This window comes from Arsenicicoccus cauae, from assembly GCF_009707125.1.
In the GTDB taxonomy this organism is placed as follows: Bacteria; Actinomycetota; Actinomycetes; order Actinomycetales; family Dermatophilaceae; genus Arsenicicoccus; species Arsenicicoccus cauae.
The window spans coordinates 124,989-147,046 of record NZ_WLVL01000016.1 but is presented as its reverse complement, the minus strand read 5'-3'; the positions used below and the strand labels follow the sequence as shown (position 1 = coordinate 147,046).

16 protein-coding genes are annotated in these 22,058 nt (G+C 71.5%); 6 read left to right on the top strand and 10 right to left on the bottom strand.

The window, feature by feature from the left end; all coding sequences use genetic code 11:
- Window positions 1–392 precede the first annotated feature (392 nt).
- Window positions 393–1,355, bottom strand: coding sequence for an L-lactate dehydrogenase (locus GGG17_RS03425; protein ID WP_154592368.1), 963 nt, complete (start codon window positions 1,353–1,355; stop codon window positions 393–395).
- Between the two features lie 168 nt (window positions 1,356–1,523).
- Between GGG17_RS03425 and GGG17_RS03420 the strand changes: the two genes are divergently transcribed.
- The 4 genes from GGG17_RS03420 (at window position 1,524) to GGG17_RS03405 (ending at window position 9,067) form a co-directional block, all read left to right on the top strand.
- A complete protein-coding gene (locus GGG17_RS03420) occupies window positions 1,524–4,127 on the top strand; it encodes a DEAD/DEAH box helicase (protein ID WP_154592367.1) in 2,604 nt (867 codons plus the stop codon).
- 133 nt (window positions 4,128–4,260) lie between these two features.
- Complete coding sequence (gene treY, locus GGG17_RS03415; RefSeq protein WP_154592366.1) at window positions 4,261–6,630, top strand: malto-oligosyltrehalose synthase; 2,370 nt, start codon at window positions 4,261–4,263, stop codon at window positions 6,628–6,630.
- 68 nt (window positions 6,631–6,698) lie between these two features.
- On the top strand, window positions 6,699–8,441 hold the full coding sequence (gene treZ, locus GGG17_RS03410) for a malto-oligosyltrehalose trehalohydrolase (RefSeq protein WP_311966391.1): 1,743 nt from the start codon (window positions 6,699–6,701) through the stop codon (window positions 8,439–8,441).
- A complete protein-coding gene (locus tag GGG17_RS03405) occupies window positions 8,438–9,067 on the top strand; it encodes a hypothetical protein (RefSeq protein WP_154592364.1) in 630 nt (209 codons plus the stop codon). The genes treZ and GGG17_RS03405 overlap by 4 nt, the downstream gene beginning before the upstream one ends.
- A gap of 249 nt (window positions 9,068–9,316) precedes the next feature.
- Here GGG17_RS03405 and GGG17_RS03400 read toward each other — a convergent pair whose 3' ends face one another.
- The 9 genes from GGG17_RS03400 to GGG17_RS03360 all read right to left on the bottom strand — a co-directional run bounded on the left by GGG17_RS03400 (window position 9,317) and on the right by GGG17_RS03360 (window position 20,676).
- Complete coding sequence (locus GGG17_RS03400; RefSeq protein ID WP_311966390.1) at window positions 9,317–10,663, bottom strand: GntP family permease; 1,347 nt, start codon at window positions 10,661–10,663, stop codon at window positions 9,317–9,319.
- Window positions 10,664–10,807: 144 nt separating this feature from the next.
- The gene (locus GGG17_RS03395) at window positions 10,808–11,092 is read right to left on the bottom strand and encodes a DUF6349 family protein (protein WP_230082627.1); all 285 of its coding nucleotides are present in this window, start codon (window positions 11,090–11,092) and stop codon (window positions 10,808–10,810) included.
- A 313-nt stretch (window positions 11,093–11,405) separates the two neighbouring features.
- Window positions 11,406–12,182: a phosphate ABC transporter ATP-binding protein PstB gene (pstB, locus tag GGG17_RS03390; protein WP_154592363.1), complete on the bottom strand. Its 777-nt coding sequence runs from the start codon at window positions 12,180–12,182 to the stop codon at window positions 11,406–11,408.
- Between the two features lie 27 nt (window positions 12,183–12,209).
- The gene (gene pstA, locus GGG17_RS03385; protein ID WP_154592362.1) at window positions 12,210–13,109 is read right to left on the bottom strand and encodes a phosphate ABC transporter permease PstA; all 900 of its coding nucleotides are present in this window, start codon (window positions 13,107–13,109) and stop codon (window positions 12,210–12,212) included.
- Window positions 13,106–14,110: a phosphate ABC transporter permease subunit PstC gene (gene pstC, locus GGG17_RS03380; protein WP_311966389.1), complete on the bottom strand. Its 1,005-nt coding sequence runs from the start codon at window positions 14,108–14,110 to the stop codon at window positions 13,106–13,108. Before pstC ends, pstA begins: the two co-directional genes overlap by 4 nt.
- A gap of 115 nt (window positions 14,111–14,225) precedes the next feature.
- Complete coding sequence (gene pstS / locus GGG17_RS03375) at window positions 14,226–15,368, bottom strand: phosphate ABC transporter substrate-binding protein PstS (protein ID WP_311966388.1); 1,143 nt, start codon at window positions 15,366–15,368, stop codon at window positions 14,226–14,228.
- A 245-nt stretch (window positions 15,369–15,613) separates the two neighbouring features.
- Window positions 15,614–16,618: an NUDIX hydrolase gene (locus tag GGG17_RS03370; protein ID WP_154592361.1), complete on the bottom strand. Its 1,005-nt coding sequence runs from the start codon at window positions 16,616–16,618 to the stop codon at window positions 15,614–15,616.
- A gap of 44 nt (window positions 16,619–16,662) precedes the next feature.
- Window positions 16,663–19,857 (bottom strand): RNA degradosome polyphosphate kinase, encoded by a 3,195-nt coding sequence (locus tag GGG17_RS03365; RefSeq protein WP_195849096.1) that lies wholly within the window; start codon window positions 19,855–19,857, stop codon window positions 16,663–16,665.
- A gap of 33 nt (window positions 19,858–19,890) precedes the next feature.
- Window positions 19,891–20,676: a winged helix-turn-helix transcriptional regulator gene (locus tag GGG17_RS03360; protein WP_154592359.1), complete on the bottom strand. Its 786-nt coding sequence runs from the start codon at window positions 20,674–20,676 to the stop codon at window positions 19,891–19,893.
- Window positions 20,677–20,760: 84 nt separating this feature from the next.
- On the opposite strand from GGG17_RS03360, the gene GGG17_RS03355 reads away from it, so the two are divergent.
- Together GGG17_RS03355 and GGG17_RS03350 are read left to right on the top strand one after the other, a co-directional pair.
- Window positions 20,761–21,051: a MoaD/ThiS family protein gene (locus tag GGG17_RS03355; protein WP_154592358.1), complete on the top strand. Its 291-nt coding sequence runs from the start codon at window positions 20,761–20,763 to the stop codon at window positions 21,049–21,051.
- Between the two features lie 15 nt (window positions 21,052–21,066).
- Window positions 21,067–21,990: a hypothetical protein gene (locus GGG17_RS03350; protein ID WP_154592357.1), complete on the top strand. Its 924-nt coding sequence runs from the start codon at window positions 21,067–21,069 to the stop codon at window positions 21,988–21,990.
- Window positions 21,991–22,058 lie beyond the last annotated feature (68 nt).

The window sequence follows — 22,058 nt, the reverse complement described above, 5'->3', positions numbered from 1 at the left end:
CTCGAAGAAAGACATCATCCGCTGCCTCAAACGACTCATCGCCCGCGAGATCTACTACGTCCTCACCCGGGAGCGCATCGAGCCCGGACACCTCGCTACCGCCGCTTGACATCCATAGGAGCATCCTACCGGGGGTAGGGGCATCGGCCGGGCTTCGTCCCCCAGGCTGATGATCCCGCCGGGGGTAGGGGCATCGGCCGGGCTTCGTCCCCCAGGCTGATGATCCGGCCGGGGGTAGGGGCATCAGCCGGGCTTCGTCCGCCAGGCTGATGATCCGGCCGGGCTCGTATGACGGACCGCGCGCCCTCACGCCGACCACCGCCAGGCGGCGGGCGCTCCCGGCATACCGCTCGGCCCGGCATCGCCCTGGCGGCCAACGCTGCTGGCGGGCGCTACCCGAGAGAGGTCGCGAGCGCGTCGACGCGCTCGCGGAAGCCTCGCAGCGTCGCCACGCTCGCGTCGAACGCTGCCTGCTCGGTCTCGTCGAGATCCAGCTCGACCACGTGCCTGGCCCCGCCGCGACTGAGGATCGTGGGGACGCCGATGCAGACGTCCTCGTGGCCGTACTCGCCGCGCAGGAGGGTGCTCACGGGGAGCGTCGACTTCTCGTTCTTGAGGATGGCGCGCGTGATCCGGGCCAGCGACATCCCGATGCCATAGCTCGTCGAGCCCTTGGCGTCGATGATCTGATAGGCCGCGTCGCGGGTGCGCTGGAAGATCGCGTCGAGCTGGTCGCGCAGCCCCGGGTCGGCGGCGATGCGCCTGCTGATCGAGCGGCCGGCCACCGACGCCGCGCTCCAGGCGGGCAGCTCGGAGTCGCCGTGCTCGCCGATGATCAGGGCGTGCACGTTGGACGTGCTGACCTCGAAGAACTCGCCGAGGTGGTAGCGCAGTCGCGCGGTGTCCAAGGTGGTGCCCGACCCGATCACCTGCTCCGCCGGCAGCCCGCTGAACCTCCAGGTGGCGTAGGTCAGCACGTCGACCGGGTTGGTGGCGACGAGGTAGATCCCGTCGAAGCCGGACGCCTGCACGCGCTGCACGATCTCGCGAAAGATCCGCAGGTTGATGTCGGCGATGTCGAGCCGCGTCTCGCCGGGCTTCTGGGCGGCACCGGCGCAGATCACGACCATCGCGGCGTCCTGGCAGTCGGCATAGCTGCCGAAGCTGACCTGCACCGGGCTCGGGGCCCAGGCCTCGCCGTGGTTGAGGTCGAGCACGTCGGCGCGGGACTTGGCCTCGTTGAGGTCGATGAGGACGAGCTCCTCGCAGATCCCCTGGTTGACGAGGGCATAGGCATAGGCCATGCCGACGGCGCCGGTGCCGACGAGGACGATCTTGTTGGGGACGTACTTCATCGCGGGGCTCCCGGGTCGAGGTCGTGCGACCTCAGCCTAGGGCGGATGGTCAGTGGTCGCGCAGCCTGCTCGGTGCCCCGCCTGCTCGAGATCGTGCCCTGCCCGCCGTATGCCGGGGCGCCCGCGGGTGGGGGTCGCACCCGAACGATCTGGGACGATGGGTCCACGATGACGCTCACCGACCTGCTCCCACCCCCCGCCGACCGCACCGCCGACGACTACGACGCGGACGCGGTCTACTCGACCTTCGTCGACTGGACCCTGGAGCGGGGGATCACGCTGTACCCCGCGCAGGACGAGGCGCTGCTGGAGCTGGCCACGGGGGCCAACGTCATCCTCGCGACGCCGACGGGGTCGGGGAAGTCCATGGTGGCGCTGGGCGCCCACCTCATGGCGATGGCCCAGGGCGTCCGCACCTACTACACGGCGCCGATCAAGGCCCTGGTGAGCGAGAAGTTCTTCGCCCTGTGCGACGCCTTCGGCGCCGAGAACGTCGGCATGATGACCGGCGACGCCGCGGTCAACTCGCAGGCCCCCATCATCTGTTGCACCGCCGAGGTGCTCGCCAACATCGCTCTGCGCCAAGGGGATCGGGCCGACATCGGCCAGGTCGTCATGGACGAGTTCCACTTCTACAGCGAGCCCGACCGCGGGTGGGCCTGGCAGGTGCCGCTGCTCACGCTGCCGCAGGCGCAGTTCCTGCTGATGAGCGCGACGCTCGGCGACACGTCCTTCTTCGAGGAGGACCTGGCCCGCCGGACCGGCCGCGACACCGCCGTCGTCTCGAGCGCCACGCGGCCGATCCCGTTGTCCTACCAGTGGGCCCTGACGCCGGTGCACGAGACGATCGAGGACCTGCTGCTGGCCAAGGAGACACCGGTCTACGTCGTGCACTTCACGCAGGCGGCGGCCCTCGAGCGGGCCCAGGCGCTCATGTCGGTCAACATGTGCACCAAGGAGGAGAAGCAGGCGATCGCGGCCGAGCTCAAGGGTTTTCGCTTCGCGAAGGGTTTCGGCGCGACGCTGCAGCGGCTGGTCCGCCACGGCATCGGCGTGCACCACGCCGGCATGCTCCCCAAGTACCGCCGCCTCGTGGAGACCTTGGCGCAGCAAGGACTCCTCAAGGTCATCTGCGGCACCGACACGCTCGGCGTCGGGATCAACGTCCCCATCCGCACGGTGCTCATGACGGGCCTGACCAAGTTCGACGGCTCCCGCCAGCGCCTGCTCAAGGCGCGCGAGTTCCACCAGATCGCCGGGCGGGCCGGGCGTGCGGGCTACGACACGGCGGGCACCGTGGTCGTCCAGGCGCCGGACCACGTGATCGACAACCACCGCGCCCTGCTCAAGGCCGGCGACGACCCCAAGAAGCAGCGAAAGGTGCAGCGCAAGAAGGCACCTGAGGGGCAGGTCAGCTGGACCGAGGACCAGTTCGAGAGGATCCGCGCGGCCGAGCCGGAGGCCCTCCAGTCCCGCATGCAGGTCACGCACTCCATGCTGCTCAACGTGATTCAGCGTGACGGCGACCCCTTCCCCGTCATACGAGATCTGCTGCGGGACAACCACGAGGACCCGAGGCGGCGAGCTCGCCTGCAGCGCAGGGCGATCGAGATCTATCGCTCGCTGCGCGACGCCGGCGTGGTGGCGCAGCTGGACGAGCCCGACGAGACCGGTCGGCAGGTGGTTCTCACCGACGACCTGCAGCGCGGGTTCGCCCTCAACCAGCCGCTGTCGACCTTTGCGCTGGCCGCCTTCGAGCTGCTGGACCCCGAGAGCCCGACCTACGCCCTGGACGTCCTGTCGATCATCGAGGCCACCCTCGACGACCCCCGCGGCGTGCTCATGGCCCAGCAGTTCAAGGCGCGCGGCGAGGCCGTCGCCGAGATGAAGATGGACGGCATCGAGTACGACGAGCGGATGGAGCTGCTCGAGGAGGTCACCTGGCCCAAGCCGCTCGAGGAGCTGCTGCTGGCCGCCCTCGAGACCTACCGCAGGTCCCACCCGTGGATCAGCGAGGACGACCTGTCGCCCAAGACCGTCGTCCGCGACCTCTACGAACGCGCCATGACCTTCGGGGAGTTCGTCGCGTTCTACAACCTCGCCCGCGGCGAGGGGATGGTGCTGCGCTACCTCTCGGACGCCTACAAGGCGCTGCGCCAGACCGTGCCCGCGAGCTATCGCACGACCGAGCTGGAGGACCTGATCGAGTGGCTCGGCGAGGTCGTGCGCCAGACCGACTCCTCGCTGCTGGAGGAGTGGGAGCAGCTCACCAGCGGTGAGGACGAGCCGCTGTCACAGGCCGCGCTCGACGCCCTGTCGACGCCTCTGCCCGGCGGCGCGCGGCCGCTGTCCGCCAACGAGCGAGCGCTGCGAGTCATGGTGCGCACCGCAATGTTCCGCAAGGTCGAGCTCGTCGCGCTGCGCCGCTGGAACGACCTCGCGGAGCTCGACGCGGCCGCCTTCGCCGTCGCCAAGCAGGCGCGCGCCGACGCCGACCTCGACCCCGTTGACGTGGAGCCGATGGACGCCGAGCTCTGGCAGGAGGCGATCGAGGACCTGTATGCCGAGTACGACACGATCGGCACGGGGCCGGACGCCCGTGGCCCGGCCCTGCTGATCGTGACCAGGGAGCCGGGGCGCTGGCTCGTCGACCAGATCCTCGACGACCCCGAGGGCGATCACGACTGGCGGATCCAGGCCGAGGTCGACCTCGACGCGACCGACGAGGCCGGCGAGCTCGTGCTGATCACCACCAACCTCGACAAGACCTGACCCTGCGCGGGTGCCGGCAGCCTGGATCCGGGCGGGCGCCACTTCGCCATACGGCCGGATCCTTGGGAGACTGGACCGTCCGCACCGGCGCGGCCCCACCCCATCACCCAGCTCCCAGGGAGTGCGCACCTCCATGACCGTGACGGCGACCTACCGCCTGCAGATGCACCACGAGTTCACGTTCGACGACGCCGCGGCGCGCGTCCCCTACCTCGCGGACCTCGGCATCTCCCACCTCTATCTGTCGCCGATCCTGCGGGCGGTCACGGGCAGCCAGCACGGCTACGACGTGCAGGACCACTCCGAGCTGAGCCAGGACCTCGGTGGTCTCGAGGGCTTCGAGCGGCTCGCTGCCGCGGCGCACGAGCACGGCCTCGGCATCGTCGTCGACGTCGTCCCCAACCACATGGCGCTCGTCGCCCCGGAACACCTCAACCGGCCGCTGTGGCAGGTCCTCAAGGACGGGCGGGACGCCACGACCGCGCACTGGTTCGACATCGACTGGAAGTCCGGCGGCGGCCGCCTCGGCCTGCCCATCCTCGGGGACACCCTGGTCAACACGTTGCAGGCCGGCGACATCACCGTCGACGAGCTCGACGGTGAGCCGGTCATCCGCTACTTCGAGCACGTCTTCCCGATCGCGGTCGGCACGGAGAGCAACGACGTGGAGGCCGTGCTCGCGCGCCAGCACTACCAGCTCGCGTCCTGGCGGCAAAAGGAGTCGATCCTCAACTATCGCCGCTTCTTCGACGTGGACGAGCTCATCGCCGTGCGGGTGGAGGAGGACGACGTCTTCGACGAGACGCACCGCCTGCTGCTCGACCTCAACCACCGCGGCCTGATCGACGGCTTCCGCATCGACCACCCGGACGGCCTCGCCGACCCCGCGGGCTACCTCGACCGGCTGCGCACCCAGTCGCGCGAGGACACGATCATCTGGGTGGAAAAGATCTTGGAGGGCCACGAGCGTCTCCCGCGCGACTGGGCGTGCGACGGCACCACCGGCTACGACGCGATGCTCGCGGTCCAGACCGCGCTGGTCGACCCCGCCTCCGAGCCCGAGCTGACGGCCCAGTGGGAGGCCTGCGGCGGCCGCATCGACGTCGAGCGTGACGTCACCAAGGCCAAGCGCCAGGTCGTCGAGGAGCTCCTCGGGCCCGAGGTCGAGCGCCTAGTGCGCCGCGCCCGCGAGGCCCTGCCCGACGCCGACGCGACCCGTCTGCAGCTCGCCGTGGTCGAGCTGCTCGTCGCCGGCGAGGTCTACCGCGCCTACATCCAGCCCGACCAGCGCCTCTCGCCCCTGGCCCGTCGTCGCCTGCAGGAGGCGTATGACGGAGCCGTGGCCGCCCGCCCCGACCTCGAGCCGGAGCTCGCGCAGCTGCATGAGCTGGCCACGGCCGAGGAGGCCGACGCCAACGCCGTCGACTTCGCGGTGCGGCTGCAGCAGACGTGGGGACCGGTGATGGCCAAGGGGATCGAGGACACCACCTTCTATCGCTGGCACCGCCTCATCGCCCTCAACGAGGTCGGCGGCGACCCGGGGGCGCTCGAGACCGCCTCGCCCGCCGCCCTGCACGAGTGGGCGCTGCACCAGCGGCGCTACTGGCCCCGCGGCATGACCACGCTGTCCACGCACGACACCAAGCGCAGCGAGGACACCCGCGCGTTCATCCTCGCCATCGCAGGCGACCCCGTGGCCTGGAAGGAGCTGTCGATGCGCTTCCGCTCGGCGGCCACCGAGCTCGGCATCGACAAGCCCACCGCGCACCTGATCTGGCAGACCATCGCGGGCGTCGGCCTCATCGACCCGGAGCGGCTCCACGGCTACCTGCTCAAGGCGGTCCGCGAGGCCAAGCAGCACACCGCGTGGGTCGACGGCGACGAGGCCTACGAGGCGCGGGTGCTGGAGTTCGCGGACAAGGCCCTGCAGGCGGGCGAGCGCCACGACGCGCTCGTCTCGCTGTGGGGGAGCCACGCCGAGCCCATCCGGGCGCTCGTGCTCGGCGCCAAGCTGCTGCAGCTGACGATGCCCGGCGTCCCGGACGTCTACCAGGGCTGCGAGACCGTCAACCAGTCCCTGGTGGACCCCGACAACCGCCGCCCGGTCGACTACGACGGCCTGCAGCACAGCCTGGCCCGTCTGGACGCGGGCGAGCCGGCGGACACCCTCGCCGCCGAGAAGCTCCTCGTCTCCTCGGCCGCGCTGCGGCTTCGCCGGGAGCGACCCGAGGCCTTCGACGTCGCCGGGCTCTATGTCCCCCTGACCACGACGACCGAGCACGCGATCGGCTTCATCCGCGCCGCCTCGGTCGCCACGGTCGTGACGCGGGCCCCGCACCGCCTGGCCCGCGAGGGTGGTTTCGGTGACGCCCGGGTCGTGCTGCCGACGGGCACCTGGACCGACCGGCTGACCGGGCGGCAGGTGCAGGTGCCGGCGACGGGCGAGGTGCTGGTCGCCGACGTCCTGACCGAGCGCCCCGTCGCCCTGCTCGTCCGTGCGTGAGCCCACCTGACCTCCCCGTCGTACCCGCGTCACCCGCCTCATCCGCCTCACCCCCGAAAGGCACGATCGTGACGACATACACGCTCTGGGCCCCCGCCGCCACCGACCTGGTCGAGGTGGCCGTCGAGGACCAGCGTCTGCCCATGTCCAGGGTCGAGGGCGGCTGGTGGCACCTCGAGACGGACGCGGTCGCGGCCGACGCGCCCTACGCCTTCTGCCTCGACGGCGGCGAACCGCGCCCCGACCCGCGCGGCCGACGCCTGGTCGACGGGCCCCACGGCCTGACCACCCCCTACGACCCCGCGACCTTCGCCTGGACCGACCAGGGCTGGGCGGGTCAGACGCTCGAGGGCTCGGTGATCTACGAGCTGCACGTCGGCACGTTCACGCCCGAGGGCACCTTCGACGCCGCGATCGAGCGCCTCGACCACCTGGTCGACCTGGGTGTCACCACGGTCGAGCTGATGCCCGTCGCGGCCTTCCCCGGCGTGCACAACTGGGGCTACGACGGGGTGGCGCTGTTCGCCGTGCACGAGCCGTATGGCGGGCCGGCGGGCCTGCAGCGCTTCGTCGACGCGGCGCACGGCAAGGGTCTGGCCGTGGCGCTGGACGTCGTCTACAACCACTTCGGGCCGGACGGCAACTACCTGCGCGAGTTCGGGCCGTACTTCACCGAGGCGCACCACACCCCCTGGGGCGCCGCCGTCAACCTCGACGGGCCCGGCAGCGACGAGGTGCGCCGCTACCTGCTCGACAACGTCGTCACCTGGCTGCGCGACTTCCACCTCGACGCGCTGCGGCTGGATGCCGTGCACGCCCTGATCGACGACCGCGCCCTGCCCATCCTCGAGGAGATGTCCCGCGAGGTCGACGCCCTCGCCGCCGAGGTCGGGCGCCCGCTCACCCTGATCGCCGAGGACGACCGCAACGACGCCCGCACCACGACCCCGCGCGGTGAGGGCGCCGTGGCGGCGGGCCTCGGCATCCACGGTCAGTGGACCGACGACATCCACCACGCCCTGCACGTGGCCATCACCGGCGAGACCGACGGCTACTACGCCGACTTCGCGTCACCGGATGCGCTGCCCAAAGTGTTCACCGGCGCCTTCTACCACGACGGTGGCTACTCGAGCTTCCGCGGGCGCGCGCACGGGCGGCCCATCGACCGCGCGACGGTGCCGGGCTGGCGCTTCGTGGCCTCCCTGCAGACGCACGACCAGGTCGGCAACCGCGCGGTGGGGGACCGGCTCTCGGCGAGCGTCGACCCGGCCCGCCTCGCCGCCGGCGCCGCGCTGCTGCTGACCTCGCCGTTCACACCGATGCTGTTCATGGGCGAGGAGTGGGCCGCCGGAACGCCCTGGCAGTACTTCACCGATCACCAGGACCAGACGCTCGTCGAGGCCATCCGGGCGGGCCGCGCCGCCGAGTTCGCCTCGCACGGCTGGGGCGCGGACGAGGTCCCCGACCCGCAGGCCGCCGGCACCGTGGAGGCCTCGCGCCTGGACTGGGACGAGCCCACGCAGGGCGTCCACGCCCGCATGCTCGCGTGGTACCGCACGCTCCTGCGCCTGCGCCGCGAGGTCCCCGACCTGCGTGACTCCGCCATGGACCAGGTGTCCCTGGACTGGGACCCCGACGCCCGCACGGCCGTCCTGCACCGCGGAGACCACCGGGTGGTCGCCCACCTCGGGGACGGCCCGCTCGACGTCTCGCTGGACGGGGGGCAGGTCGTGGCGTCGTGGGACGACGCCGGGACGGGCGAGGAGGTCCGCCTCGACGGCCCGGGCGCCCTCGTGATCGGTCCCCGATGACCGACCGTCGCACCCCGCCTCGCCGCCCGGCGTTCTACTCGCCGGAGGCGATGGAGGCCTACGGCGGGCAGCTGCCCGACCCCGCCGTCGTCTCCGAGGTGGCGCACGAGACGGCGCAGGTGCTCGTGCACACCGGGCGCGCGTCGGAGGACCCGCAGGTCACGGCCCGCCTGGTCACCCTGGTCGAGGACATCGGCCTGAGCACCCTGGCCGAGCTGTGGGCGCAGCTCCCGGCGCGGTCCCTGCCCGGTGCGCTGTGGCGGCTCTACGCCTTGCGCGAGTGGGTGCGCCGCGACCCCGAGGGGGCCGCTGCCGACTACCAGGCCGGTATGCCGCACGCCGTCGTCCTGCACGCCGTGGCGGGCGCGGCCGAGCCGCCCGGGCCCGACGAGATCCGGTCGCTGGCGGACGCCATCCTGACGGGCGTCTACGACGGGGAGTTGGACGTCGCCCTGGAGCGCGCCGGCGCCTTCTGTCGGGTCGTCGCCTCCGGGCGGGCCCACCGCAGCGATGCGGTCGCCGTCACCTCGCCGGCGGAGTGGCTGCGATCGGCGGGGACGATCCTCGCCACGGGGGAGGACCTCGAGTCGTGCGCCCGCCTGTGGCGCGGGGGCGACCTGACCTGACCCGCCGTCCCCCGCCCCCCACCACGCCCCATCCCGGATCGTGAGGGTGTGGTCCAACTTTGTTGCATCAGAGCCTCACCATCCGGGGGCGTTACAATGGTGGGGCGCCGGGCCGCGGTAGCCCCGGGTCCCAAATTCAGCCGCTACGAGCGGCCGCGTGCCGAGAGGCGCTCCCGGTCCGGCGCCCTCACCTCTCGGGCTGACCCGGGGTCGACCGAGGCAGGCCGGCGGCCCGTGGCACCCACCGTGTCAGGCGATGACGGCGGCCGCCATCGTCAGCGGCAGCGACACGATCGACGCGATGGTCGTCACGGTGGTCATCGTCTTGAGGCTTCCCTGCGTCGAGAGACCCAGCAGCGACTTGAACATCCAGAAGAAGTTGCTGTTGACCTGCAGCGCGAACAACGACCCCGAGGCGATGGCGAGCCCGACCACCACCGGCGCCACCTGGATCGACCCGAGGATCGGAGCCACGATGCCGGCCGCCGTGATGGCGGCCACGGACACCGAGCCGATCGCCAGGTGCAGCACCGCCGCGATGACCCAGGCCAGCAGGATGCTGAGGACGATGGGGGCGGAGTGGTTGACCGAGAACAACCCTCCGAGCACCTTGGCCAGACCGGTCGCCTTGATGACCGCGCCGAGCGACCCGCCGATGCCGGTGACCAGGAGGATCTCACCGGTGGTGTGCAGGCCGTCCGCGAAGGCGTCGTTGGTGGCCGCCGTCCCGATGAACCGCCGCGCCATGACATAGGCGCCTACCAGGCCGAGAAAGAGCGCGACGTTGGCGTCCCCGATGAAGGCGATCAGGTCGTTGGAGAAGTCCAGCAGCTCGGCGAACGCACCGAAGGCGATCATCAGCAGCGGCACGACGATCGGCAGCAGGGACAGCAGCAGGGAGGGGCGCCGCTCGGCCGGGACCTGCTCGTCGGCCTGCTCGGACTCCACGAGCGCCTCGGACTGCTCCTCGTCGCGCTCCGCCTTCCACCAGCCCATCGCCAGCAGCCGACCGAACAACCACACCGTGACCAGGGCGGTCAGGGGGCCGATCACGATGCCGTACAGCAGGTAGGTGCCAAGGGGGACCTTGAGCAGACCGGCGACGGAGATCGCCGCCAGCCCCGGGATCACGAAGACATAGCCGCAGAAGATGCCGGTGCCGAGCGCGCCCGCGAGGAACGGCAGCCCCCTCGTGCCGACGAACGGCGCCGAGGAGCGGGCCACGGGTGCCGCGAGGACCACCTGCACGTCGACGTAGATGGAGGGAAAGATCGTCGCCAGCGCCATGGCCAGGGCGTAGGGGAGGCGGCCCGGCGGCACCAGTCGGACCAGGGCCTCGACCATCGTCTTGAACGCCCCCATCGCGTGGAGCAGGGCGCCCATGAGCACACCGAAGCCGATGAGCAGACCGATCTTGGCCATGATGTCGCCGAAGCCGCCGGTGATGGCGTCCACCGCCTTGCCGAAGCCGATCCCGCTCGCCAGCCCGAGGTAGAGCGAGGCGAGCACCAGCGAGATGATCGGGTCCACCTTGAACCTGATGATCAGCAGGATCACCAGAACGATGGCGATGGTCGTGTGCAGGACGATCAGCATGGTCAGCCCCCTTGCTGCGGCGCGTGCTCACCAGGATGGCACTCTCCCCGTGCGTCGGCGCGTCGGGTGGTTCGCACCGAGCCCGTATGTCGAAGGCCGCCACCCACACGCGTGGGTGACGGCCTCCGACATACGAGCAGGCGATCAGGCGGTCTCCTCGAAGGCCCCCGCAGGGAACAGACTGCGCAGTTGCGTCTCGTCGCCGCACCCCGTCAGAGCGTGGAGCTCGGCGTCCTTGCGGGCACTGCCCCGCGAGCGGCGACCGGGGCCGTGCCAGCGGCACTCCAGGCACTCGCCGCGGCAGAAGCTGCCGTCCTCGACGACGTGCCAGGTCGGCTCGTGAGAGGGGTCCCGGGGCTCGGTCTCGATCATCGGCACGGAGGTCGCGGCTGCTTCGCGACGTGATGCCCAACGCGCAGTGAGGCTCATGACATCAGGATGCCCTAGCTAACCTCCGGTAGCCAAGATCAGATCAGAGATCGCTGCCGTGACCTAACCCATTGCCGCCCAACCATTCCGGACGGTGACGAAGGGGGCAGATGCCCCCGACCTCGCTCGTGTCCTCGCAGGCCTGTCACTCACCCGTGCTGGATCGGGTTCGTTCCGCGGCCTGCTGCGGTCCTCGCTCGTTCCTCGCGCGTGTCCTCGCAGGCCTGTCACTCACCCGTGCTGGATCGGGTTCGTTCCGCGGCCTGCTGCGGTCCTCGCTCGTTCCTCGCTCGTGTCCTCGCAGGCCTGTCACTCACCCGAAGCGGCCGGAGATGTAGTCCTCCGTCGCCCGCTCCTTGGGGTTGTTGAAGATCCTGGTCGTGTCGTCGATCTCGATCAGGCGGCCCGGCTTGCCCTGCGCCTCGAGGTTGAAGAAGGCCGTCCGGTCCGCCACGCGCGCCGCCTGCTGCATGTTGTGGGTCACGATCACGATGGTGTACTTCGGCTTCAGCTCGGTGATGAGGTCCTCGATCGCGAGCGTCGAGATCGGGTCGAGGGCCGAGCAGGGCTCGTCCATCAGCAGGACCTGCGGCTCGACCGCGATCGCGCGAGCGATGCACAGGCGCTGCTGCTGGCCACCGGACAGGCCGGCGCCGGGCTTGTCGAGGCGGTCCTTGACCTCGTTCCAGAGGTTCGCGCCCCGCAGCGACTTCTCCACCACCTCGTCGACGCGCTTCTTGTCCTTGATCCCGTTGAGCCGCAGCCCGGCCGCGACGTTGTCGCGGATCGTCATGGTGGGGAAGGGGTTCGGGCGCTGAAAGACCATGCCCACGGAGCGGCGCACGCCCACCGGGTCGACGCCGGGGGCGTACAGGTCCTGGCCGTCGAGGAGCACCTTGCCCTCCACGCGGCCACCGGGGATCACCTCGTGCATGCGGTTGAGCGTGCGCAGGACGGTGGACTTCCCGCACCCCGACGACCCGATGAACGCCGTGCAGGACCGCGGCTCGATGGTCAAGGTCACGTCCTGCACCGCGTGGAACTTGCTGTAGTAGATGTTGACGTTCTCGACGTCGATGCGCTTGGCCATGTCAGTTCGTTCGCTTTCTGGGGTGGGTCAGCTCTTGACCGCGCCGAAGCGCGCGATGACGCGGCCCAGCAGGTTGAGCAGGAGGACGAGGAGGATGAGGGTGAGGGCCGCGGCCCACACGCGGTCGTGGGCGGCGTCCAGGGTGAGGAACTGACGCTCCTCGTTGATCATCGTGGGCAGCGTGGCCATGTTGCCGCCGAACAGGTCCCAGTGGATGTTCTTGGTGTAGGGGCCGAGGATCAGCAGGGGGGCCGTCTCGCCCATCACCCGGGCCAGGCCGAGCAGGACGCCGGTGACGATGCCGGACAGCGCGGTGGGGAGCACCACCGAGGCGATGGTCTTCCACTTCGGCACGCCCAGCGCGTATGACGCCTCCCGGAGCTCGTTCGGGACGAGCTTGAGCATCTCCTCGGTGGAGCGCACGATCGTCGGGATCATGAGCAGCACCAGCGACAGGGACACCGCGAACCCGACGCGGTTGAAGCCCATCACCGTCACCCACAGGGCGTAGACGAACAGGGCGGCCACGATGGACGGCACCCCGGTCAGGATGTCGACCATGAAGCTGACGGCGCGGGCCAGCCTGCCCCGGCCGTACTCCACGAGGTAGATCGCGGTGAAGATGCCGATCGGGACCGAGATCGCCGCGGTGACCAGACCCTGCAGCAGGGTGCCCATGATGGCGTGGTAGGCGCCGCCGCCCTCTCGGCGCACCGAGATGCCGCGCTGGGAGTTGGTCCACCAGGTGCTGGAGAGCAGGTTGTCGAGGCCGTTGGACAGGACCTCGTAGAGGATCCAGGCGAGCGGGGCCAGGGCGACCAGGAAGGCCAGCCACATGATGACCCGAGCCAGCTGGTCCTTGGCCTTGCGGCCCCCGGAGGCATTGTCGATGCTGGTCGACTCGTTGGCGGTGACGGCGGTGCTCATTCGGTGAAGGCCTTCCGACGCTCGATCACGACGCGCGCGATCGCGTTCACGACGAACGTGAGGATGAACAGGACCAGACCCGCCGCGATGAAGGCGCCGGCCTTCTGCGGGGAGTCGAACTCCGAGGCGTTGTTGGCGATGCGTGACGCGAAGGTCTCGCCGCCGTTGAAGATCGACGGGTCGAACGGGGTCCCCGCCGCGAGCGTGCTCAGGATCATCATGACGGCGACGGTCTCGCCGAGCGCGCGTCCGAGCGCCAGCATCGCGGCGGAGATGACGCCGGGCTTGCCGTAGGGGAGCACGGCCGTCCTGATCATCTCCCACTTGGTGGCGCCCAGCGCGAGCGCGCCCTCCTTGTGGGGGGACGGCGTCTGGGCGAAGACCTCGCGCGACAGCGAGGTGACGATCGGCAGGATCATGATCGCGAGCACGAGGCTGATCACGAAGATCGTGGCCGTGATGCTGGTCTCGCCGAAGAGCGGGAACCACCCGAGCCACTGCTGCAGCCATTGCTGGAGCGGGTCGATGAAGGGCGTGAACTGGGCGACGCCCCACAGGCCGTAGACGATCGAGGGCACGGCCGCGAGCAGGTCGATGAGCTGCGCGGCCGGCTTGCGGAGCCAGGCCGGGGCGTACTGGGTGATGAACAGGGCGACGCACACACCGAGAGGCACGGCGATGGCCATGGCCAGGATCGAGCTGACGACGGTCGTCCACAGCAGGTCCGCGATGCCGAAGCGGGGGTGGTCACCCGAGACGCTCCACTCGCGCGACGTGAGGAAGTTGGCCTGGTTCTTGGCGAGGGCCGGGATGGCCTGCCAGAGCAAGAAGACCCCGACCAGGGTGACCAGGGCGATGACGAGGATGCCCGCGCCGGTGGCGAGGCCACCGAAGAGCCGGTCGCCGAGGCGCCCGGTCGAGGCCTGGTCGCCCAGCAGGGGCGGACGACCCTGGTCGTCTGGCGTGGAGTCGACGGCGGAGACGCCGGTCACGGAGGACACGAGTGCTACCTAACTGTCCGGGGTGAGACGAGGGGGAGCCGGCCGGGACGGGGTCCTGGACAGGCGGAGAGCCGGGCGGCCCAGGGACGTCCCTGGACCACCCGGCTCCGTCGGATCACTGGAGGGCGTCGATGGCGGTCGAGACCTTGCCCTGCACCTCGGTGGGCAGGGGGGCGAAGCCGATCTCCTCGAAGGACTTCTGCACGTCGGCAGAGGCCATGTGCTTGAGGAAGGCCTTGACGTTCTTGCCCTTCTCGGCGTCGGCGTTCTTGGAGCAGACGATCTCGTAGGTCACCAGGACGATCGGGTAGGCCCCGGCCTCCTTGGTGGCGTAGTCGAGCTTGAGCGCGAGGTTGTTGCCCTCGCCGGCGACCTTGGCGGCGGCCACGGCCTTGCCCGCAGACTCACCGGTGAGCTCCACGGCGCCCGCGCCGGTGTCGACCTTGGCGATGCCCAGCTTGTTGTCCTTGGCGTAGGACCACTCGGCGTAGGTGATGCCGCCCTCGGTGGAGGCGACTGCGCCGGCGACGCCGGCCGACTTCTCCTTGCCCTCGCCCTTGCCGGTCCACTTCTTGCCGGGCTCGGCGGTCCACTTGGACGGGGCGGCGGCCTGGAGGTACTTGGTGAAGTTCTCGGTGGTGCCCGACTCGTCCGAGCGGAAGAAGACCTTGATGTCCTTGTCCGGGAGCGAGGCGCCGGAGTTGAGCTTGGCGATCGCCGGGTCGTTCCACTTCGTGATCTTGCCGTTGAAGATGTCGGCCATCACGTCGGCGTTGAGGACGAGGCCGTCGACGCCCTTGAGGTTGTAGCCGACCGCGATGGGGCCGGTGACCATGGGGAGGTTCCAGGCGGGGGACGCGCAGGCCTTGTCGGCCTCGGTCTGCTCGATCTTGCCGTCCTTCTCCTTGGTCTTGAGCGCGGAGTCGGAGCCGGCGAAGTCGGCCTGCTTGGCGATGAACTGCTTGATGCCGGCGCCGGAGCCCGTCGCGTTGTAGTTGACGGTCGTGCCCGAGCACTTCTCCTGGTAGCTGTTGGCGGCCTCCTCGAAGGCGGCCTTCTGGGCGGAGGAGCCCTCCGCGTTGAGGGTGCCCTTGCCGCAGTCGGCGTCGCCACCGGCGGCGGACGAGGATGCGCCGGACGAGGACGCACCGGACGAGGACGCACCGGGCGACGAGTTGTTGTCGGAACCGCACGCGGTCAGCGCGAGGGCGCCAGCCAGGGCGATCGTCGACAGACCGGCAAGACGCTGAGTCTTCACGTTAGAAGTACCTTCCACAGCAGGAGATGTGACCAGGCGCAGGTGCGCCGTCGATGTCAAGGTAGGGACGCAGGGTGACCAGGTGGCTGGCCGACGATGAACGTCACGTGAACGCCGGACGTCCACCAGGCCGCCGTGGCGGCCCAGCCCCCGCTCGTGCCCCCGGATGAGCTAAGGGAGGCGCCGCCAGCTCGACACTCGCTGTGACGATGTCGTGGTGGGGCACCGTCGGCCCCGGTGGCACCTCAGGGCAGGTGCCGCTCCACGGCGACGATCCGGGCAGCCTCGCCGGTGCCGGTGACGTGGCAGACGAGCAGCTCGCCCTTGGCCATGCCGAGGTCCGCCGCCTCGAGCAGGGTGCTCACGACCGCCTCCCCCTCGGGCTGGTCGACCGAGCCCAGGACCGACAGCTCCTCCAGCAGCAGCGGCAGCACCGGGCCGTGCGAGCACAGGGCGGCGGGCACGCCGCGCTGCAGGGCCTTGAGCAGGTGCTTGACCGCGCGGTCCGGGTCCTCGACGAAGGCCTCCTCGGTGAGCCCCTCCTTGCGCTTGAGCTCGAGACCCGCGGAGCTCGCGTATGGCGCCAGCGTGTCCACGCACCGTGTCGAGGACGAGGTCACCAACCGCGTCACGCCGAAGGCCGCCAGCATCGGGACGATCGCCTGCGCGCGGCCCTCGCCCCGTGCGTCCAGCGGTCGCAGCCGGTCGTCCTCGCGCCACCGGTTGCGGGGCCGGGCCTTGGCGTGGCGCACGAGGACCAGCGGCCAGGTCGTGAGGGCGCCCTGGCCGGCATACCGCACGACCGCGCGCAGCTGCTCACGGTCGCGGGCGTAGTCCAGCCGGGCCATCGCGTCCGATACGGGCAACCAGGCGACCTCGTCGATCTCGTTGAGCAGGTCGCCGGAGCCGCCGACGACCTCGGCGGTCCAGTAGCGGACCTGCTTGCGGGCGACCTCGCCCCTGCGGTCGACGAAGGAGTAGGACGACAGCGGGAGGGGCCGGCCGAGCCGCACCTGCAGGCCGGTCTCCTCCTCGACCTCGCGGACGGCGGCCGAGGGCCAGTCCTCGCCCGCGTCGAGCTTGCCCTTGGCCCAGGCCCAGTCGTCGTAGGCGGGGCGGTGCACCATGGCGACCTCGAGCGTGCCTCGACGTCGTCGCCAGGGGACCGCACCCGCGGCCGCGATGATCGGGGCGTCGGCGCCCACGCCCCCACCCGCTCCCGCACCCGCTCCCGGGGCCTGGACTGTCATCGCGCTCCTTGTCGGTCCTGTCTGCTGGTCGGGCCGGGTCGCCGTCAGACCCGGGTGCGCTTGCGCCGCTGCTTGAGGTGCATCTCGATCAGCGCCGCCTGGTGGTCGAGCAGCGGCTGACCGTCGGCGTCCCGGTGGTGGCGCACCCAGCGGTCGTCCTGCAGGTGCCAGCTCGAGGTCGTGTCGGCCATGCCCTGCTCCATGAGCTCCTCGAGCTGCTTGACGTGCTCGGGCCGGGTGATCCGCACCAGCGACTCGACGCGCCGGTCGAGGTTGCGGTGCATCATGTCGGCGCTGCCGATGTAGACGGCGGGGTCGCCGTCGTTGCCGAAGACGAAGATCCGCGAGTGCTCCAGGAACCGCCCGAGGATCGAGCGGACGCGGATGGTGTCGGACAGCCCGGGCACGCCGGGCCGCAGCGCGCAGATCCCCCGGACGAGGACGTCGACCTGCACGCCGGCCTGCGACGCGCGGTAGAGGGCGTCGATGATGGCCTCGTCGACGATGGAGTTGGCCTTGAGGGCCACGCGGGCGGGACGCCCGGCGCGGGCCAGTTCCGCCTCGTGCTCGATGAGCTCGATGAGGCCGGACCGCAGCGAGCGTGGCGCCACGAGCAGACGCTTGAACTTGCTGCGCGGGGCCCAGCCGGAGAGCTGGTTGAACAGGCGCGTGAGGTCCTCGCCGACCTGGGCGTCGCAGGTCAGCACGCCGAGGTCCTCGTAGAGGCGGGCCGTCTTGGGGTTGTAGTTGCCGGTCCCGACGTGGCAATAGCGGCGCAGGCCGTCGGGCTCCTGCCGCACGACGAGCGACAGCTTGGCGTGGGTCTTGAGCCCCACGATGCCGTAGACGACGTGGACGCCGTAGTGCTCGAGACGGCGGGCCCAGGCGATGTTGTTGGACTCGTCGAAGCGGGCCTTGATCTCCACCACCGCGACGACCTGCTTGCCGGCCTCGGCGGCCGCGATGAGGGCGTCGATGATCGGGGAGTCGCCCGAGGTGCGGTAGAGCGTCTGCTTGATCGCGAGCACCTTGGGGTCGGCGGCCGCCTGCTCGAGGAAGGCCTGCACCGAGGTGCTGAAGGAGTTGTAGGGGTGGTGGAGCAGGATGTCCTTGCGCCGGATCGCGCCGAACACGTCGCTGGCCTCGGAGCGCTCGCGCGGTGCCAGGTCCGGGTGGGTGCGGGCGCGGAACGCCGGGTAGTGCAGGGACGTGCGCTGCAGGTCGGCGACGGTGTTGAGGCTGCGCAGGTCGAGCGGGTTGGGCAGGCGGTAGACCTCGTGCTGCTCGACGCCGAGCTCGCGGACCAGGAGCTCCAGGACGTGCGCGTCCATGCCCTCCTCCACCTCGAGGCGCACCGGAGGCCCGAAGCGGCGACGGGTCAGCTCCTTCTCAAGGGCCTTGAGGAGGTTCTCGGCGTCGTCCTCCTCGACCTCCAGGTCCTCGTTGCGGGTGACGCGGAACAGGAAGTGCTGCTGGACCTGCATGCCGGGAAAGAGCAGGTCCAGGTGCGCGGCGATGATGTCCTCGAGCGGCACGAAGCGCACGTGGTAGAGGTCGACCTCGCCCGACGCGGACACCTGGTGCAGGCGCGGGAGCAGGTCCGGGACCTTGATGCGCGCGAAGTGCTCGGCCTGCGTGCGGGGGTTGGTCAGCGTGACGGCGAGGTTGAGGGAGAGACCGGAGATGTAGGGGAAGGGGTGCGCCGGGTCGACGGCCAGCGGCGTGAGGACGGGAAAGATCTCGCTGCGGTAGACCGCGGACAGGTGGGTCTGCTCGTCGGCCGTCAGCTCGTGCCACCGCACGATCCGGATGCCGTTGCTCTCGAGCTCGGGCTCGACCTGGTCCCGGAGCAGGCCGTGGGCCCGCAGCATCAGCTCGTGCGCGACCCGGCTGATCTCGTCCTGGAGCTCGTCGGGCTCCAGCCCGGACGCCGACCGGATGGCCAGCCCGGTCGCGATGCGGCGCTTGAGGCCGGCGACGCGCACCATGAAGAACTCGTCGAGGTTGCTGGCAAAGATCGCGAGGAAGCGCGCCCGCTCGAGCAGCGGCACGTCGGGGTCGGCGGCGAGCTGCAGCACGCGCTCGTTGAACTGCAGCCAGGACAGCTCGCGGTCCAGGAAACGGTCGTCGGGCAGCTCGTCGGTGGGCTCCTGGGCGTCGGCGGCCACCCGCACGAACCTGCCGTCGGAGGACCGCGGGCGGGCCGCCGTCGTGCGGTTGGGGTCCGCGGCGGGGGACGGCTCGGGTGGGCTGGCCGGGCTGGACGGGCTGGCGGGGGAGGCCTGCGCCGCCTCGGCGGTGGTGGTCGAAGCGGTCACGTCGTCAGCCTGCATGGCGACATCGTCGCACTCCCCAGACGGACGGCGCGAGTACTGCACGTCCGTGGACACCGTGGTGAAACCCTGACGGGTGTACGTCGCCATGGCCGGGGCGTTGTCGGCCTCGACGTAGAGGACGACCTGCTCGAGGCCGCGGTCGCGCAGGTGGTCCAGCCCCAGCCGGGTGACCAGGGCGCCGAGCCCACGGCCCTGGTATGCCGGGTCCACCCCCACGACGTAGACCTCCCCGGTGCCCGGGCCGGCGTCCTCGGGGTCGACCTTGGTCCAGTGGAAGGCCGCGAGCCTCGGGTGCTCGCCCGCGACGTCCTCCACGAGGATCAGCCCTTCGGGCTCGAACCACCGGCTCGCCATGCGCTCCTGCAGCCCGGTCAGGTCCAGCGAGCCCTGCTCGGGGTGGTGGGCGAAGGCGGCGGCGTTGACCGCCAGCACCGCCGCCTCGTCACCGGGGCGGTAGGTGCGGACGGCGAACCCGTCGGGCACGGCGACCGGCGAGCGCTCGTCGTCGCGGGGCTCGAGCGGGCGGCCCAGCTTGCGCAGGTCACGCGTCGCGGCGAGGCCTCGCGATCGCAGCAGCGCCCGGGCCGCCGGGAGGTCGCCGTGCGCCCAGACCTGCACGTCGCGGCCGTCCTCGGGGAGCACGGCGTCGAGCAGCTCCCCGCCGACGCCGCGGCCGCGTGCGGCGGGGGCGACCACCAGCTCGAGGGCGTGCGGCGGGCCCCCGGCATACCCCACGACCTCCCCATCGGCCAGGGCGAGGACGTGGTGGCCGGGTCGCGTCAGGTCGAGGCGGGCCTGCTCCGACAGCGGGCCGACGCCGTCCGTCTGCGTCGCCGCGCCGACGACCTCCGCGACGGCCTGGACCTCGTGGGGGGACAGCTCGGTGCGGGATTCGACGCTCATGGGGCACATTGCACCACGGACCGCTGACCGGGCTCAGTCGGTGCGCGACCTCGAGGAGGCCCCCGCGTCGGTCGGTGCCGGGCCGGTCGCCGGGTTGGTCGTCCGGTCGGTCGCCGGGGCCTGCGCAGCGGCGGGGGCCGGGGCGGGGGCACGGACCTCGTCGAACCGGTAGCCCACGTTGCGGACCGTGCCGATGACCGCGTCGTGCTCGGGGCCGAGCTTGGCCCGCAGGCGGCGGACGTGGACGTCGACGGTGCGGGTGCCGCCGAAGAAGTCGTAGCCCCACACCTCCTGCAGCAGTTGGGCGCGCGTGAAGACCCGCCCCGGGTGCTGCGCGAGGTGCTTGAGCAGCTCGAACTCCTTGTAGGTCAGGTCGAGCACCCGCTCGCCGAGGCGGGCGGTGTAGGCGGCCTCGTCGATGGTGAGGGCGCCGGAGGTGATGGCACGGTCGGCGGGCTCGGCGAGGTCGGTGCGCCGGCTGGACACCAGCCTCAGGCGGGCCTCCAGCTCGGCCGGCCCGGTCGTGTCCAGCAGGATGTCGTCGAGGCCCCACTCGGCGTTGACGGCCACGAGACCACCCTCGGTCAGCACCGCGAGCAGCGGGGCCTCGATGCCCGTGGCCCGCAGGACGCGGCACAGCGACTTGGCCACGGCCAGCTCGCGCCGGGCATCGACGAGGACGGCGTCGGCGCGGGGGGCGTCGATCAGGGCCGCGGCCTCGGCGGGCAGCACGCGCACGTGGTGGGGCAGCAGGCCGAGCGCAGGCAGGACCTCCGCGCTCGCGGCGAGGGCGTTGGTGAGCAGGAGCAGCTGGGCCATCGACCGTCAGCGTAGGCGGTGGGGTCCGCGCGGCGGCGGATGCGACCATGGGTCGAGAAGACGTCGACCTATGGAGGGACCGCGATGGATCAGCCGACCGACCGCCCCACGCCCGCGCAGGGGGTCGCCCTGCAGGAGGTCCAGGTGCGCCTGCGCTACTGGGCCGGGGCGCGGGCCGCGGCGGGGGTCGAGGAGGACGTGGTGAGCGCGTCGTCGGTGAGCCAGGCGCTGGCCGCCGCGGCCCTCCTGCGGCCGGCCCTGGTGCCCGTCCTGCCCGCCTGCAGCGTGCTCGTGGACGGTCGGACCGTGCCGCGTGACGCGTCGCTCGCGGGGGCCACGCTCGTCGAGGTGCTTCCGCCCTTCGCCGGCGGGTGATGCAAGGATGCTGACGTGCCCGGACCCGAGCCCTCGACCCCCCGCCCTGCCGACGGCAGCGACGCGGAGCGGATGACCGACGACCCGAGGGGCAGACGGTCGTATGCGGGGGCGGTCCGGCAGGACCTGGCGCAGCGTGCCCGCCGCCGCCTCGAGATCGTCCGCCCCACGACGGTCCGCCAGCTGCCGCCGCGCACGCCCGTGACGCTGACGGTGGTCACCTACGCCACCCTGCTCGTGGTGGCCGTCGCGGCGAGGGGGGCGGCGACCGGCGTCACGGTGATAGCCGTGGCCCTGGCCTCCGCAGTCGTCGCCGTCGGCTGGACGCGCCTCGTGGGGCTGCCCAGCCGCCGCGGCACCCTCATCACGGTCAGCCTGTCGGCCGTGCTGCTCCTGGCCTCCGTGGTCCTGCCGGACGACGGGGGGTCGCTGCGCTGGGTGCCGGCCGCGCTCGCCGTCGGGGTCGTCGTGGCCTTCTTGCACCAGCTCGTGCGCCGCGACGGGCGTCCCCGCGTGGTGGTGAGCCTGTCCGGCACCCTCCTGGCCCTCGGCATCCTCGCGGCCGGGGTCACCTGGGTGGCGCTGCCGTCGATGGCCGGCGGCCGCGACGCCGCCGTCGCGGCCTGGGCGGCCCTGGCGGTCGCCGCCGCCGCGGAGTGGCTGTGCCACCGGGCGCGCTGGTTCACCGCGCTGGCACCGACGGCGCTGCTGGCGGGGGCCGTCGCGGGCGGGCTCGTGGGAGCCCTCGTCGAGGCGTCCGTGCCGTGGTGCGCCCTGCTCGGCCTGGCGTGCTCCGCCGCGAGCCTGGCCCTGCGCGTCGTCCTGTCGCCCCTTCCCGCCCTGGTGACCCTGCGCGCGCAGGCGGTGAGCGGCGTGGCCTCCGTCCTGGTCGTCGGTCCGCTCGTCGAGACTGCGGCCCGCCACCTGCTGGCCTCCTGAGCCGCCGCCGGGACCCGTCGCCGCCCGACGGCGGCAGAGACGGTGGCAGAGGCGGTGGCAGAGACGGC

What these genes read in the sequence shown, in the direction of transcription:
- GGG17_RS03425 (WP_154592368.1), bottom strand. Translation starts at nt 1,355, where the DNA reads ATGAAGTACGTCCCCAACAAGATCGTCCTCGTCGGCACCGGCGCCGTC.
- GGG17_RS03420 (WP_154592367.1), top strand. Translation starts at nt 1,524, where the DNA reads ATGACGCTCACCGACCTGCTCCCACCCCCCGCCGACCGCACCGCCGAC.
- treY (WP_154592366.1), top strand. Translation starts at nt 4,261, where the DNA reads ATGACCGTGACGGCGACCTACCGCCTGCAGATGCACCACGAGTTCACG.
- GGG17_RS03405 (WP_154592364.1), top strand. Translation starts at nt 8,438, where the DNA reads ATGACCGACCGTCGCACCCCGCCTCGCCGCCCGGCGTTCTACTCGCCG.
- GGG17_RS03400 (WP_311966390.1), bottom strand. Translation starts at nt 10,663, where the DNA reads ATGCTGATCGTCCTGCACACGACCATCGCCATCGTTCTGGTGATCCTG.
- GGG17_RS03395 (WP_230082627.1), bottom strand. Translation starts at nt 11,092, where the DNA reads ATGAGCCTCACTGCGCGTTGGGCATCACGTCGCGAAGCAGCCGCGACC.
- pstB (WP_154592363.1), bottom strand. Translation starts at nt 12,182, where the DNA reads ATGGCCAAGCGCATCGACGTCGAGAACGTCAACATCTACTACAGCAAG.
- pstA (WP_154592362.1), bottom strand. Translation starts at nt 13,109, where the DNA reads ATGAGCACCGCCGTCACCGCCAACGAGTCGACCAGCATCGACAATGCC.
- GGG17_RS03370 (WP_154592361.1), bottom strand. Translation starts at nt 16,618, where the DNA reads ATGACAGTCCAGGCCCCGGGAGCGGGTGCGGGAGCGGGTGGGGGCGTG.
- GGG17_RS03365 (WP_195849096.1), bottom strand. Translation starts at nt 19,857, where the DNA reads ATGAGCGTCGAATCCCGCACCGAGCTGTCCCCCCACGAGGTCCAGGCC.
- GGG17_RS03360 (WP_154592359.1), bottom strand. Translation starts at nt 20,676, where the DNA reads ATGGCCCAGCTGCTCCTGCTCACCAACGCCCTCGCCGCGAGCGCGGAG.
- GGG17_RS03355 (WP_154592358.1), top strand. Translation starts at nt 20,761, where the DNA reads ATGGATCAGCCGACCGACCGCCCCACGCCCGCGCAGGGGGTCGCCCTG.